The 14,442-nt window shown below is 67.7% G+C and carries 12 protein-coding genes; 6 read left to right on the top strand and 6 right to left on the bottom strand.

The annotated features are described in order from the left end of the window. A partial coding sequence (locus GX543_RS18760; protein WP_290854152.1) for a TetR/AcrR family transcriptional regulator occupies positions 1-601 on the bottom strand: 601 nt, incomplete at its 3' end. 240 nt (positions 602-841) lie between these two features. Between GX543_RS18760 and GX543_RS18755 the strand changes: the two genes are divergently transcribed. The 3 genes from GX543_RS18755 to coaE all read left to right on the top strand — a co-directional run bounded on the left by GX543_RS18755 (position 842) and on the right by coaE (position 4,258). Then, positions 842-2,431, top strand: coding sequence for a DEAD/DEAH box helicase (locus tag GX543_RS18755; protein WP_290854150.1), 1,590 nt, complete (start codon positions 842-844; stop codon positions 2,429-2,431). Beyond that, on the top strand, positions 2,428-2,976 hold the full coding sequence (locus tag GX543_RS18750) for a hypothetical protein (RefSeq protein WP_290854149.1): 549 nt from the start codon (positions 2,428-2,430) through the stop codon (positions 2,974-2,976). The genes GX543_RS18755 and GX543_RS18750 overlap by 4 nt, the downstream gene beginning before the upstream one ends. Before the next feature lie 340 nt (positions 2,977-3,316). Further along, a complete protein-coding gene (coaE, locus tag GX543_RS18745; protein WP_290854148.1) occupies positions 3,317-4,258 on the top strand; it encodes a dephospho-CoA kinase in 942 nt (313 codons plus the stop codon). 64 nt (positions 4,259-4,322) lie between these two features. On the opposite strand, the gene dmpG is transcribed toward coaE, so the two are convergent. Genes dmpG through GX543_RS18730 form a run of 3 tightly spaced genes read right to left on the bottom strand, consistent with a single transcriptional unit; the run spans position 4,323 to position 7,110 of the window. Continuing rightward, a complete protein-coding gene (gene dmpG, locus GX543_RS18740; RefSeq protein WP_290854146.1) occupies positions 4,323-5,348 on the bottom strand; it encodes a 4-hydroxy-2-oxovalerate aldolase in 1,026 nt (341 codons plus the stop codon). 2 nt (positions 5,349-5,350) lie between these two features. Continuing rightward, positions 5,351-6,301, bottom strand: coding sequence for an acetaldehyde dehydrogenase (acetylating) (locus tag GX543_RS18735; RefSeq protein ID WP_290854144.1), 951 nt, complete (start codon positions 6,299-6,301; stop codon positions 5,351-5,353). Continuing rightward, positions 6,298-7,110, bottom strand: a complete 813-nt coding sequence (locus GX543_RS18730) for a fumarylacetoacetate hydrolase family protein (protein WP_290854143.1) — start codon at positions 7,108-7,110, stop codon at positions 6,298-6,300. Before GX543_RS18730 ends, GX543_RS18735 begins: the two co-directional genes overlap by 4 nt. An 81-nt stretch (positions 7,111-7,191) precedes the next feature. On the opposite strand from GX543_RS18730, the gene GX543_RS18725 reads away from it, so the two are divergent. The 3 genes from GX543_RS18725 (at position 7,192) to GX543_RS18715 (ending at position 12,328) form a co-directional block, all read left to right on the top strand. After that, a complete protein-coding gene (locus GX543_RS18725) occupies positions 7,192-7,995 on the top strand; it encodes an IclR family transcriptional regulator (protein ID WP_290854142.1) in 804 nt (267 codons plus the stop codon). 89 nt (positions 7,996-8,084) lie between these two features. Beyond that, complete coding sequence (locus GX543_RS18720) at positions 8,085-8,786, top strand: PadR family transcriptional regulator (protein WP_290854141.1); 702 nt, start codon at positions 8,085-8,087, stop codon at positions 8,784-8,786. Positions 8,787-8,935: 149 nt separating this feature from the next. Further along, positions 8,936-12,328 (top strand): pyruvate carboxylase, encoded by a 3,393-nt coding sequence (locus GX543_RS18715; protein ID WP_290854140.1) that lies wholly within the window; start codon positions 8,936-8,938, stop codon positions 12,326-12,328. A 103-nt stretch (positions 12,329-12,431) separates the two neighbouring features. Here the strand turns inward: GX543_RS18715 and GX543_RS18710 are convergent, their stop codons facing one another. Continuing rightward, entirely contained in the window at positions 12,432-13,676 is a 1,245-nt protein-coding gene (locus tag GX543_RS18710; RefSeq protein ID WP_290854139.1) for a hypothetical protein, read from the bottom strand. A 200-nt stretch (positions 13,677-13,876) separates the two neighbouring features. Next, positions 13,877-14,442: S1 RNA-binding domain-containing protein (locus GX543_RS18705; RefSeq protein WP_290854137.1), on the bottom strand; the 566-nt coding region annotated here is incomplete at its 5' end.

The following is a 14,442-nucleotide window of genomic DNA, read 5'->3' as shown; positions in this document are numbered from 1 at the left end:
TCGCCCACCATTGGGCGTCGTCGAGCCCCGTTTCTCTGTATTCAGCCGCCTGGTCGAGGCGTAGTCGCGCGTTGCCGGTCGCGAACGCGCGCAGTGATGCGACGACGGCGTCGAGTTCGATGTCGTCGAATTCGACCCCGGCCGCCTCGGCGAACCGCGCAAGCGCGGCGAGTTGGGCCTCGTAGCGACGTGAGGAACCGGGCCCGGGGACCGGGCGCCAGGCGGGGACATCCAGCAGCCACGGATGACGCAGGACTTCGTCACGATATTGATCGGCGATCAGGCGAAGACAGTCCGACAGCCCCACGGCGCCGTCGAACGGTCCGTCCTCGCAGGCGACGGCATCGACCATCAGCGCAATCAGAACGTCGCGGTTGGGCACATAGGTGTACAGCCCCATCGGCTTGAGTCCGACCTCCGCGGCCACCGCACGCATCGACACCTGCGTGAGCCCGCCCGCATCGGCGAGTCCGACGGCTGCGCGCACGATCTCCTCGACGCTGCTGCGCTGACGCGGTCCCGATCGAGCAGCCGCCCCGTCGGGACTCCACAGCAACTCGACGGTCCGACGCACGCTCTGTTCGTTGCGACTCAACTCCATACGGCGTACGCTATCATTCCGTACACCATACGCAATTGCTCGCTCTGAACGGAGAATGCACTGACCTCACGGCCCGAGGCCCCGCACGCCACCTACCTCACCGACCGCCACGCCTTCGCCCTCTGGTCGCCGAAGTGCGACATCGACGGCGCGACCACCTCGATCCGACTTCCGCTGCCCGAGGGATACGGGAACGCGAAGAAGCTTCAGCCGCGCGACGTCGCCTGCCGCATCGTCGGCGTGGACGGCCTGCCCGAGACCGGCGCCGCATCGGTGAACGCATGGCGCGCGGTGATCCGTGATCCCGCCGCGCAGGTCGCCCTACCTGCCGCCGCACACGCCGTCCTCAACGGTGCGGCCGACGCCGTGGTCTCGGCCGACTACGCCCGCCAGACCTTCGCGACGACCACCGCGCTGGCCGAGTCTCTCCCCTCGTCCATCGATGCCGACCTGCGCGACTATCAACTCCGCGGGGTCAGCTGGCTAAGCGAAGTGAGCACGACCGGCGGCGGCATCCTCGCCGACGAGATGGGGCTCGGCAAGACCCTTCAGGCCATCGCCCACCTGGTCGACGCCGATCGGGGCCCGTCACTCGTCGTCTGTCCCACCGGCCTGGTGACGAATTGGCTGCGCGAGATCGGCAAATGGGCCCCGACCGTCGCCGCCCTCGACTACCGCGGCGGCCCACTCCCGACGATCGACGCCGACATCGTCGTCACCGGTTACCCGACCCTGCGTCGCCACGGGGAGATGCTGGCAGCCGAGCCCTGGTCGACGGTCGTCTTCGACGAAGCCCAGGCGTTGAAGAACAGCCGCACCCAGGTCTCGCGCGCCGCCCGCGCGTTGACCGCCGACAGCCGGATCGCACTGACCGGCACCCCGGTCGAGAATAATCTCGATGAACTGTGGGCCCTGCTGAACCTGGTGGACCCCGCCGTCTTCGGCAACCGCGCTGTGTTCCGGCGCCGGTACACCCTGCCGATCCAGGGCGGCTCAGCCGATGCCAAGCGACGCATGCACGACGCCATCTCCGGCCATGTGCTGCGCCGCACCAAGGCCGACGTCGCCGCCAGCCTCGGCCCCAAGCTGCACGCGAACGTCGAATGCGACCTGACCGACGAGCAGGCGCGCCTGTACGACGCGATCCTCGACGTGACCGAGACCGCAGGCTTGGGCACCGGCATGGCCAGGCGCGGTGCCATTCTCACCGCGCTGACCCGACTCAAGCAGGTGTGCAATCACCCGGGTCTGGTCGGCGCCGACGCCCCGGTGGCGGGCGCCGTGGAGGGCCGGTCGGGCAAACTCGACGTCACTGCGGACATCATCGAGACGAATCTCGAGAACGGGTCGCCCACCGTCGTCTTCACCCAGTACCGACAGACCGGTGAGCTGTTGTCGTCGTACTTCGCCGACCGATTCGGCGAGCCGATTCCGTTTCTGCACGGCGGGCTGTCGCGGGCGGTGCGCGATCAGATCGTCGACGACTACCAGGCCGGCCACGGCAGCGGCATCCTGGTCGCCAGCCTCAAAGCCGCAGGCACCGGCCTCACCCTGACTCGGGCCGCCGACGTCATCCACTTCGACCGATGGTGGAATCCCGCGGTCGAAGCACAGGCCACCGACCGCGTCCACCGAATCGGACAGGACCGCATCGTCACGGTCACCACCCTGACCACCGCGGGCACCCTCGAAGAGCACATCGCGGCCATGCACGACCGCAAGTCGGCCCTCGACCTCGACGCGGACGCAGGAGCACTCGCGGTCCTCACCGAACTCTCCGACGAACGCCTCTTCGAAGTACTCCGCCGTCGACGTGAGGAGTCGGCATGAGTTCGGTGACCGCAGAGTTCGGCTACACCCCCTGGGGACGGGACTTCCTCCGGATCGCCGAGCCGACGGACGTGACCAAGCCGGAGCCGCTGTTGCCGCGCGCACGGAGCCTGGCTCGCAACGCGATGACTGATGTCCGCGTCGAGGGCAGGCTCATTCGTGGCACGGTGGTCCGCGGCGGTGAGGCCTCGGTCGCCTACTTGGAGTTCGCTCCGCTCGATCGCGATGTCGCGCATACCGTCGCAGCAACGGTCGGCGTCTCCCCCGGGCCCGCGACGTTGACCGTCGAGGTGCATGCACTCGTCGCAGGCGCACCGCCCGAGCTGGCGGTCGTCGACTGCTCCTGCCGAGCTCGGACAGCGCGATGCGTCCACGTGCTGGCACTGCTGTACGAGACGGTGCGGCGGATCGACGAGGATCCGCGGATCGCGCTGTCGCTCCGCGGCTTCAGCGATGCGCTCGACGCCGCCGACAACCCGCGGGAGACCGTCGCGCGGTGGACGCCTCTCTCCGCGCTGGACCCACAGAAGTTCTACGAGGCGTAGGCTCCGCAGCTCGCGCACTGAACGAGTAGAACCCGAGAAAGTTGATGGATCTGCGCCCTGAGAGGGCGCAGATCCATCAACTTTCCTGCCCTCGATCGTCTGCTAGGACGTGCCCGGCCACAACACCACCGCGGCGGCCACGATCATCAGCAGGATCAACACCCAGACCACAACGGGAAAATAGTTCGTAGTACGCATACCTTCCATCAAAGCGTCGTCCCCTCGCCGCAGTGCGGAAACGGCGATACTCGCCCACCTAGATTCCACGGCCCCGGCCGCCGCCCGTTCTCTGCCACGCCGCGACCACCGACGGCGATCGGTGTCTGACACACTGGGATCCGTGATCAGAGTAGGACTGACCGGCGGCATCGGAGCCGGTAAATCGACGGTGGCCAAGACCTTCATCGAGCGGGGCGCCTACCACGTCGACGCCGACCGAATCGCCCGCGAGGTGGTGGAGCCCGGCACGCCCGGGCTCGCGCAGCTCGCCGAAGCGTTCGGACCCGAGATCCTCGACGCCGACGGAGCCCTCGACCGCGCCGCGCTCGCGGCCCGAGCCTTCGTCGACGACGAGAGTCGCACGCTGTTGAACTCGATCACTCATCCCCTGATCGGCGCGCGCACGCAGGAGTTGACCGACGCCGCCCCGGCCGACGCGGTGATCCTGCACGACGTGCCGCTGCTGGTGGAAGGCCACATGGCGCCGTTCTACCACCTCGTCGCCGTGGTCCACGCCGACGCCGACATCCGTCTCGACCGTCTGGTGAATCTGCGCGGCATGGATGCCGACGACGCGCGATCACGCATCGCCGCGCAGGCCACCGACGACCAACGCCGTGCCGTCGCCGACCTGTGGTTCGACAATTCGGGAACTCCCGATCAGCTGGCCGCGCAGGCCGTCGCGGCCTGGGAGGAGCGGCTGATCCCGTTGCGCGACAACATCGCGTCGGGAACCGCGGCGACCCTCCCCACCGACGCGGTCGCGTACGACCCCGAGTGGGCCATCCTGGGACAACGCGTCGTCGGCCGCCTGTGGGCCCTGCTCGGCGCGAACGCTTCCGCCGTCACGCACGTCGGACCGACCGCCGTCGTCGGGCAGTCGGCCGTTCCGGTGATCGACATCGAGGCGACTGTCGCCGATCTGGCCGCTGCCGACTCCGTCGCGGATGCCCTGGCGGCCGGAGGCTTTCCGCGCGCGGCGTCGTCGGACGACGAGCGACTGCACGTGAGCGCGGACGCCGGACGGCCGGTCCGCGTGCATGTGCGACCGGCCGCTCACTGAGAAGAATTCATCCGATACGACGAAGGCCGCGTAGTTCAAGAACTACGCGGCCTTCGTCGAGTGGTTACGCCACTTCCTCGCCGTCGCGCTCGGCGACGAGATTCAGGGCGATGTCGACGATCATGTCCTCCTGGCCGCCGACGAGGCGACGCTCACCGCAGACGGTGAGGATGTCGCGCACGTCGAGGTCGAAGCGCTTGGCCGCGGTCTCGGCGTGGCGAAGGAACGACGAGTAGACGCCGGCGTACCCGAGAGTCAGGGTCTCGCGGTCCACGCGGACCGGGCGATCCTGCAGCGGTCGGACGATGTCGTCGGCGGCGTCCTCGAGCTTGTTGAGGTCGCAGCCGTGCTCGAAGCCCGACAGGTTGGCGACGGCGATGAAGGGCTCGATCGGGCAGTTGCCCGCACCCGCGCCGTGACCGGCCAGCGAGGCGTCGACGCGGTAGACGCCGTTCTCCACCGCGACCACCGAGTTCGCGACCGAGAGCGAGAGGTTCTCGTGCGCGTGGATGCCGATCTCAGTCTCCGGGTTGAGCACGTCCCGGTAGGCCTGGACGCGTGCGACCACGTCCTTCATCGTCAGACGGCCGCCCGAGTCGGTGATGTAGACGCAGTGTGCGCCGTACGACTCCATGAGCTTGGCCTGCTGGGCGAGCTTCTCCGGCTCGGACATGTGCGAGAGCATCAGGAAGCCCGAGACGTCCATGCCGATCTCGCGGGCTGCCGCGATGTGCTGCGCCGAGACGTCGGCCTCGGTGCAGTGCGTGGCGATGCGAACCGAGCGGACGCCCAGATCCCAAGCGCGCTCGAGGTGCTCGACGGTGCCGACGCCCGGCAGGAGCAGGGTGGTCAGGCGAGCGTTCTTGAGGACGCTGGCCGCGGCCTCGATCCACTCCCAGTCGGTGTTGGAGCCGGGACCGTAGTTCACCGAACCACCGGCGAGGCCGTCGCCGTGCGCCACCTCGATGGCGTCGACGCCCGCCTCGTCGAGCGCGCTGACGATGCGCTTCACATCGTCGGTGCTGATCTGGTGACGCAGGGCGTGCATGCCGTCACGCAGGGTGACGTCCTGGACGAAGATCTTGGTCATGGTCAGGCCTCCTGTGCCTTCAGAGCCGCGATCCGCTCGGCGTACTGCAGGCCCGCGGACGTCATGATGTCGAGATTTCCGGCGTAGGCCGGGAGGTAGTGAGCGGCGCCCTCGACCTCGAGGAACACCGACACCTGGTGGGTCGGCGCCGACTCGGGCTCGGCAGCCATCAGGGTGCCGACGGTGGCGCCCTCGGCGATCGGATCGATCTGCACCTTCTGCTTCAGGCGGTAGCCCGGAACATACGCGGAGACGTCGGCGACCATCTTCTCCACCGAGTTGCGGATCTGATCCTGCGTGTCGAGATCCGGCGCGTCGACGAGCGCGTACACGGTGTCGCGCATGATCAACGGCGGCTCGGCCGGGTTCATGATGATGATGGCCTTGCCGTTGGTGGCACCTCCGACCTGCTTGATGGCGTTCGACGTGGTCTCGGTGAACTCGTCGATGTTCGCGCGGGTGCCGGGACCGGCCGACTTCGAGGCGATGGACGCGACGATCTCGGCGTACGCCACGGGCGCGACGCGGGACACGGCGGCGACGATCGGGATGGTGGCCTGTCCGCCGCACGTGACCATGTTGACGTTCTTCGCGTCGAGGTGATCGTCGATGTTGACCGCGGGCACCACGTACGGACCGATGGCTGCCGGGGTCAGGTCGACGAGGCGCTTGCCGAGCGGTTCCAGGATCGAGGCGTTGTACTCGTGCGCCTTGGCGGACGTGGCGTCGAAGATGATCTCGATCTCGTCGAAGTTCGGCATCTTGACCAGGCCTTCAACACCTTCGTGGGTGGTCGGAACGCCGAGCCGCTTGGCGCGAGCGAGGCCGTCCGATTCCGCGTCGATGCCGACCATGGCACCCATCTCGAGATGCTTCGCGGTACGGATGACCTTGATCATCAGGTCGGTGCCGATGTTGCCGGAGCCGATGATGGCTACTTTCGTCTTGCTCATTGGGGGTTCCCTTCACTGAAACGAGCTGTCACCGAACCGAGACCGGAGATGTCGACGGTCACTTCGTCGCCGGATTCGATCGGACGCATGGGGCCCAGGGCGCCGGACAGGATCACCTGGCCCGCGCGGAGGGGTTCGCCGAAGTCGCGGGCGGCCTTCGCCAGCCACGCGACGGCGTTCAACGGGTCACCGAGGCAAGCGGCGCCGTTACCGGTGGAGACTTCTTCGCCGTTGATCTTCATCGACATGCCCACCTCGATCGGGGCGAACTCGTCGAGGGTGAGGCGGTCGTTGCCGAGGACGTAGACGCCCGACGACGCGTTGTCGGCGACGGTATCGGCGAACGCGATGTTCCAGCCGTCGATGCGGCTGTCGCAGACCTCGAGGGCGGCGACTCCATAGTCGATCGCGTCGCGGATCTGCGCGATGTCGAGGGGACCGTCGGCGAGGTCCTTCTTCAGGACGAAGGCCACCTCCGCCTCGGCCTTCGGCTGGAGCAGGTGCTCCATGGGCACCAACTCGCCGTCGCCGAAGGCCATGTCGTCGAAGAGGACGCCGAAGTCCGGCTGGTCGACACTCATCTGTTCCTGAACGGCCGCCGACGTGAGGCCGATCTTGCGGCCGACGACGGTGGCGCCCGCCGCGAGCCGGCCGGCGGTGAGGCGTTCCTGGACCCGGTAGGCGGCAGGCAAGTCGGTGGGTCCGATCAGGTCCCGCACGGGTTCGCACGCCTGACGGGTCTGCAGAGCGGTGAGAAGTCGCTGTGCCGCCTGCTCTTCGGCGACGGCGTTCTCGGTGGTTTCGGTCATGGTGTCCATCGTCACTGTGCGGATGTCGCACGAGAAGCATTCCGTCTCACTCAGCGAGACGGTGGCGGGTAACCTGGGGTCATGACCGACAAACCGGCCGCCGACCCCGGCAGTCTCGACCCCGAACCGTCGGTGGACCGCACCACCGTGATCGGCAAGGTGGTCACCATCCTGCGGGCGTTCACCGTCGACGACAACGAGCTGACCCTGGCCGAACTGGTTCGGCGAACCGGGATGCACAAGGCGACGGTCCACCGCCTGGCGGGCGAACTCGTGGATGTGCGACTGCTCGATCGCACCGACGGCGGCTACCGACTCTCCGGTGGTCTGTTCGAACTGGGCATGCTGGCGTCGGTGGAGCGCAGTCTGCTCGAGATCGCGATGCCGTTTCTCCAGGATCTGTACGCCCGCACTCGCGAAACGGTGCATCTGGGAGTGCTCGACGGCCAGGAGGTGGTTTACGTCGCCAAGATCGGCGGACACCGTCAGGCGACGGCGCCGTCGCGCACCGGCGGTCGGATGCCGCTGCACTGCACCGGCATCGGCAAGGCGCTCCTCGCCCACACGGATCCGGATCGGCAACGCGCGGTCCTGAGCGGACCGCTCCCCCGTCGAACGCCGCGGACGATCGTCGCTCCCGGCATTCTCGCCCGCCAGCTCGACACCATCCGGGAATCCGGCGTCGCCTTCGAGTACGAGGAATCGGCCGTCGGCATCGGGTGCGTCGCAGCGCCGATCCTCGAGGTCGGCACCAATTCGGTGATCGCGGCGATCAGCATCACCGGACCGCTGTCGCGCTACCGCCCCGAGGCTCACGTCGACGCCGTGCGCGCCGCCGCGACCGGCATCGCCTCCACCCTCGATCGGCGACGCGCGCTGCGCTGAACCCGCCCTCACCCGACGACCACCGAAAAGCCTGCCCACCCAGCGGACGCCCACCCCGCGAGCTAAGCCGCGATTGTTACCCTTGGCGTATGTCGGGAACTGAAGCGGGGGCCGTCGAAGCGGTTCCAACCTATCCGTCGTTGCCGGCCACCAGCTGGGCCGTTCTGGGCATGCTGACGCTCGGCGAGCAGCTGACCGGATACGACCTCAAGAAGTGGGCCGACTGGAGCATCGGCTACTTCTACTGGAGCCCGTCGATCAGCCAGATCTACGCCGAGCTCAAGAAGCTCGAGAAGGCCGGCTTCGTGACCTCCGAAGTGATCTCCGAGCCCGGTGAGCGAGGTCGCCGGGTCTACCAGATCACCGAGCAGGGCACCCATGCCGTCCGGAACTGGTCCCGCGACGCCCCCGTCGACCAGCCGGTCCTCAAGCACGGCCTGATGCTGCGCATGTGGATGGGCCACCTCAACGAGCCCGAACATCTCAAAGATCTGGTGCGCGAGCACATCTCGAACCTCGAAGCCCTGCGCGACGAGAGCCGTCTGCACGCCGAGAATGCCGACCGGGAGCCCTCGTGGGCGTACTCGGTGATGAGCCTGGACTGGTCGATGAAGTACTTCCAAGCGGAGATCGACCTCGCCAACGATCTGCTGTCACAGATCGACAAGGCCACCGAGACCTTCTCGACGGTCGCCCAGCTCGACCAACTCGGCAACCCGGTTCCGAACGAGTCGGGATCGTGGCGGCGGGTGGAAGGCTATGTGCAGGACTTGAAGCAGGAAGAGTCCTGACGCCGGCGGCGCTACCCCAAGTCGATCCCACGGATCCGGCGGACTGGCTCCGCTATCGTCGCGGACACTGCACAATTTGATCTGATCCAGACAGAATCTGATCCGATCGAGACCACCGCCGTACCAACGCACAAATCGAGGTCCGCAGCATGTTCCGCAAGATCCTGGTCGCCAACCGCGGCGAGATCGCCATCCGAGCTCTCCGTGCCGCCGTCGAACTCGGCGTCACGACGGTCGCCGTGTACCCGCACGAAGACCGGAATTCACCGCACCGATTCAAGGCGGACGAGGCCTACCAGATCGGCGAGCCCGGCCATCCGGTGCGCGCGTATCTCGACGTCTCCGAAATCATCCGCGTCGCCAAGGAGTCTGGCGCCGACGCGGTGTATCCCGGCTACGGTTTCCTGTCCGAGAACCCCGAACTGGCCTATGCCTGCGAGTCCAACGGCATCACCTTCGTCGGGCCGGCTGCCGAGGTGCTCCAGCTGACCGGCAACAAGTCGCGCGCCATCGCCGAGGCCAAGGCCGCGGGACTGCCGGTGCTCGCATCCACCGAACCGTCTACCGACCCGCAGTCGCTGGTCGAGGCCGGTCGAGCGATGAAGTTCCCCGTTTTCGTGAAGGCGGTCTCCGGCGGCGGCGGTCGCGGCATGCGCCGCGTCGACGACCCGGCGCTGCTCTCCACTGCCCTCGACGAGGCCTCGCGGGAGGCTGAATCGGCGTTCGGCGACGGCGCGGTCTACATCGAGCAAGCCGTGATGGCGCCACGGCACATCGAGGTCCAAGTGTTCGGCGACGCCTCGGGCGACATGGTCCACCTCTACGAACGCGACTGCTCGGTACAGCGTCGACACCAGAAGGTGATCGAGCAGGCGCCGGCACCGGACCTCCCCGAGGAGATCCGCGATCGGATGTGCGCGGACGCCGTCGCGTACGCCAAGCACATCGGCTACTCGTGCGCGGGCACCGTCGAATACCTTCTCGACGGCAGCGGCGACTACGTCTTCATCGAAATGAATCCCCGCATCCAGGTGGAGCACACGGTCACCGAGGAGGTCACCGACGTTGATCTCGTTCAGACCCAGATGCTGGTCGCCGCGGGAGCGCGCCTGACCGATCTCGGACTGACGCAGGACCAGATCCACCTCCACGGCGCCGCCGTCCAGTGCCGCATCACCACCGAGGACCCGGCCAACGACTTTCGCCCCGACACCGGTCGGGTCACCGCCTACCGGTCCCCCGGCGGCGCAGGCATCCGCCTCGACGGCGGCACCACCGTCGGTGCCGAAGTGGGCGCGTACTTCGACTCGATGCTCGTCAAACTCACCTGCCGCGGATCCACCCGCGAGATGGCCCTGGCTCGCGCTGGGCGCGCCCTGGTGGAGTTCCGCATCCGCGGCGTCACCACCAACATTCCGTTCCTGCGCGCTGTGCTCGACGATCCGACGTTCCGTGCGGGCGCCGTCGACACCGGTTTCATCGCCGAGCATCCCGAACTCCTGCAGGGGCACACCCCTGCCGACCGCGGCACCCGGATGTTGAGTTTTCTCGCGGATGTCACGGTCAACCGGCCGAACGGGAAGGCGCCCAGCGGCGTCGACCCCGCAACAAAGCTCCCGATGATGGATCCCGAGCACAGCATCCGCGGCGGCTCCCGCCAGCGATTGCTGAAGCTCGGCCCCGAGGCGTTCGCCGCCGACCTGCGCAGCCAGAGCGCCCTGGCCATCACCGACACCACATTCCGCGATGCGCACCAGTCGCTGCTGGCCACCCGCGTGCGCACGAAGGACCTCACCGCCGTCGCCGGGCACGTCGCGACCAATCTCCCCGATTTGTTCTCGATCGAGGCGTGGGGCGGCGCCACGTACGACGTCGCTCTCCGCTTCCTCCACGAGGATCCGTGGGAACGGCTGGCCAGGCTGCGCAAGGCGGTGCCTAACATCTGCCTTCAGATGCTGCTCCGTGGACGCAACACCGTCGGCTACACGCCCTACCCGACCGCGGTCACCGACGCATTCGTCGCCGAGGCCGCGGAGACCGGCATCGACATCTTCCGCATCTTCGATGCGCTCAACGACGTCGACCAGATGAAGCCGGCCATCGACGCGGTGCGTGCCACCGGCACGGCGGTCGCCGAAGTGGCCCTCTGCTACACCGGCGACCTCACCGATCCCGCCGAGGATCTGTACACGCTGGACTACTACCTGCAGCTGGCGGAGAAGATCGTCGACGCCGGCGCCCACATCCTGGCGATCAAGGACATGGCGGGTCTGATGCGCGCACCCGCCGCCGCAACGCTGGTGTCCGCCCTGCGCTCGCGCTTCGATCTGCCGGTCCACGTGCACACCCACGACACCCCGGGCGGCCAGCTCGCCAGCTACCTCGCCGCGACGGCCGCAGGCGCCGACGCCGTCGATGTCGCGGCAGGACCGATGTCGGGAGGGACCAGTCAGCCGTCGATGGCCGCGGTGGTCGCCGCCATGGCGCACACCGACCGCGACACCGGCATCGACCTGACCGCCGTCTGCGATCTGGAACCGTACTGGGAGTCGATGCGCGGGCTCTACCGTCCGTTCGAGGCAGGCATCCCCGCGCCGACCGGACGCGTCTACACCCACGAGATCCCGGGCGGACAGCTCTCGAACCTGCGAGCGCAGGCGGGCGCCCTCGGCTTGGCCGACCGATTCGAGGACGTCGAGAACGCGTACGCCGGCGTCGACGAGGCATTCGGTCGGCTGATCAAAGTGACGCCGTCGTCGAAGGTGGTCGGCGACCTCGCCCTCGCTCTCGTCGGCGCGGGCGTCACCGCCGACCAGTTCGCCGCCGACCCGACCGTCGTCGACCTGCCTGATTCGGTCACCGGTTTCTTCCGCGGCGAACTCGGGACGCCTGTCGGCGGGTGGCCCGAGCCGCTGCGCACACGTGCGCTCGGCAACACGCCTGCGGCCCCGCCGCCGCTCGCCGAACTGACCGCCGAAGACCACGCGGAGTTGGCGGGCGACTCGGACACCCGTCGCAAGACGCTGTCGCGGCTGCTGTTCCCCGGCCCGGCCCGCGACTTCATCCAGCACGCGGACACCTACGGCGACACCTCGGTGCTGGGCACCCGCGAGTTCCTCTACGGCCTCACCTCGGGCACCGAACATCACGTTCACCTCGCTCCCGGCGTCACGCTGCTCCTGGGGCTGGAATCGATCTCCGACCCCGACGAGCGGGGCATGCGCACGGTGATGTTCTGGATCAACGGGCAGTTGCGCCCGGTCCGGGTGCGTGATCGGTCGATCGAGGACGCCCGCCCCCGTGCGGAGAAGGCCGATCCGACCAACCCGGGCCACGTGCCCGCGCCGTTCGCCGGCGTTGTGACTCTCGACGTGGCCGTCGGCGACGAAGTCGCAGCCGGCTCCACCGTCGCCCACATCGAGGCCATGAAGATGGAAGCCGCCATCACCGTGGCTGTCGGCGGCACCGTGGCGCGCACTGCGATCCAAGACGTCGCCCAGGTGGAGAACGGCGACCTGCTGGTCATCGTCGACCCGAGCTAGTCGATAGTCACGTTCGCTCCCTACGACGACGCTCGCTCACCTCCGGAGGTGAGCGAGCGTCGTTGTCGGGAGCGAACGTTGCAGAGCGGAGCGGACCGCCGAATCACGCGCCGCCGCTCACCACCACCGTCTCGACCGGACGGACGCCGACGTCGGCGCGAACGAGTTCGTGTCCACTGTCGATGGCGACCACGCGGATCTGGTTGTTCTCCGGATCGCTGATGTACGCGGTGTCGCCCAGGACCTCGACAGCGGGCATCGCGTCCTGCCACCGCGTCGGCTCCTGCCACGGCTCGATCACCTGATGCGCGGCGATGAGTTGCCCGGTGTCCTGGTCGTAGACGTACAGCCGACCGTCGGTGCCCAACACCATCGCCTCACCATTCGGGCCACGGGCCAGCGACCGGAAACTGTAACTGGTCGGCAAGTCGACGATTCGCAACTCGCCCGTCGCGGTGTCGGTCAGAGAAAACCGGGTGGGTCGTTCGATCTGCCCTTCCGGGAGATCCCGCTGGGTCTTGTAGTCGCCCAGGATCACGCTCGAGACACCGGAACCGCGTTGGTTCCCGATGCGGCCGTACGAGTCCGGAGCCGCCACCTTACGGATCTCACCGCCGCGCACGATCACGATCCCGTTCTCACAGCCGACGGTGAGAACCCCGTCGGCCGCGAGGGCCTCCCCGTGCACGCCGGGACAGTCGGATGTCGATGCGACCTCGGTTCGATCGGTGTCGAGAATCGCGACGCCGGTGCGAGCCTCCTCCGTCCCTCGCGTCACCACCATGGTGCCGTCCGGCCGTGCCACCGCAATGCCGTGATGCGGGTGCGGGGCGACGTAGTCGACCGGCGAGCCCACTGCCGCACCGAGTTCCCGCGGGTCGACGACACGCACCTCGCCGGTGCCGTCGAAGAACAGCGTGGTTCGGTCGCCGTCCGAGACGACGTGCCCGGGTTCACTGCCCTTGAAGGTCGCGCCCGTGAAGCTCGGCTCGGTGGTCCGATAGTGACTGTGGTCGCCGTGCTTCTCGCCCCACGTGCCTGCGTCGAGAACTGTGAATCCGTCATCGGCGGTGACCAAGACGCTTCGTGAGTCACCGGCCGCATTCAGTCGCAGGAAGCCTTCCTTCGGGAGATCGGCGACCTGTTCCAGCGTCGTGGCGTCCACGATCCGAAGGCCGCCGTCGTAGGCGATCACCAACCGCGGCGTGGGGGTGCGGTGCTCCTCCACCGTGGTCGGCCCACCGTCCCGACCATCGTGCGTCACCTCGGCCGCGGTGCATCCGGCAATGAGTGACCCGCAGGCGAGGACTGCGGCAGCGAGGAGGTGTCGTTGCGTTGTTCTTGTCATGCAGAACACCCAACACCTTAATGACAATTATTGTCAACAAGGCATGGATTGTCGATGGCTCCCCGTTCGCTCCCTACGACGACGCTCGCTCACCTCCGGAGGTGAGCGAGCGTCGTCGTAGGGAGCGAACGTTGCCGAATGCAACAGCGCCCCGGAACTGAAGTTCCGGGGCGCTGCAGGTCTAACTAGCTACGAGCTGATCAGGCGCCGCCCGACAGCTTCTCGCGCAGAGCAGCGAGCTGCTCGTCGCTGGCCAGCGAACCGCCGGTCTGAGCCGGACCACTGGTCGAGCTCGAGGAGCTCGACGACGATCCCTGCGAACCTGCGTCGGAGGACGACGACGAGTAGTCGCTCGGAGCGTTCTCCGCCTCGGCAGCAGCCGCGGCGAACTTCTCGATCTGAGCGGTGTGCAGCTTGTGACGACGCTCGGCCTCTGCGTAGCGGGCCTCCCACTCTTCACGCTGCTTGTCGAAGCCCTCGAGCCACTCGTTGGTCTCGGCGTCGAAGCCCTCGGGGAAGATGTAGTTCCCCTGGTCGTCGTAGCTGTCGGCCATACCGTACTTCGAGGGGTCGAACTCCTCGGTGTAGTCCTCGTTGGCCTGCTTCAGCGACAGCGAGATGCGACGACGATCGAGGTCGATGTCGATGACCTTGACCAGTGCGTCGTCGCCGACGGAGACGACCTGGTCCGGGACCTCGACGTGGCGCTCGGCCAGCTCGGAGATGTGGACCAGACCCTCGATGCCCTCCTCGACGCGCACGAACG

It is taken from the genome of Gordonia sp. (in: high G+C Gram-positive bacteria), from assembly GCF_012515855.1.
GTDB lineage: Bacteria > Actinomycetota > Actinomycetes > Mycobacteriales > Mycobacteriaceae > Gordonia.
This window is presented reverse-complemented; position numbering and strand designations above follow the sequence as displayed.

Coding starts and splice junctions, on each gene's coding strand:
- GX543_RS18720 (WP_290854141.1), top strand. CDS start 8,085: ATGTCGGGAACTGAAGCGGGGGCCGTCGAAGCGGTTCCAACCTATCCG.
- GX543_RS18735 (WP_290854144.1), bottom strand. CDS start 6,301: ATGAGCAAGACGAAAGTAGCCATCATCGGCTCCGGCAACATCGGCACC.
- GX543_RS18730 (WP_290854143.1), bottom strand. CDS start 7,110: ATGACCGAAACCACCGAGAACGCCGTCGCCGAAGAGCAGGCGGCACAG.
- dmpG (WP_290854146.1), bottom strand. CDS start 5,348: ATGACCAAGATCTTCGTCCAGGACGTCACCCTGCGTGACGGCATGCAC.
- GX543_RS18725 (WP_290854142.1), top strand. CDS start 7,192: ATGACCGACAAACCGGCCGCCGACCCCGGCAGTCTCGACCCCGAACCG.
- GX543_RS18750 (WP_290854149.1), top strand. CDS start 2,428: ATGAGTTCGGTGACCGCAGAGTTCGGCTACACCCCCTGGGGACGGGAC.
- GX543_RS18710 (WP_290854139.1), bottom strand. CDS start 13,676: ATGACAAGAACAACGCAACGACACCTCCTCGCTGCCGCAGTCCTCGCC.
- GX543_RS18715 (WP_290854140.1), top strand. CDS start 8,936: ATGTTCCGCAAGATCCTGGTCGCCAACCGCGGCGAGATCGCCATCCGA.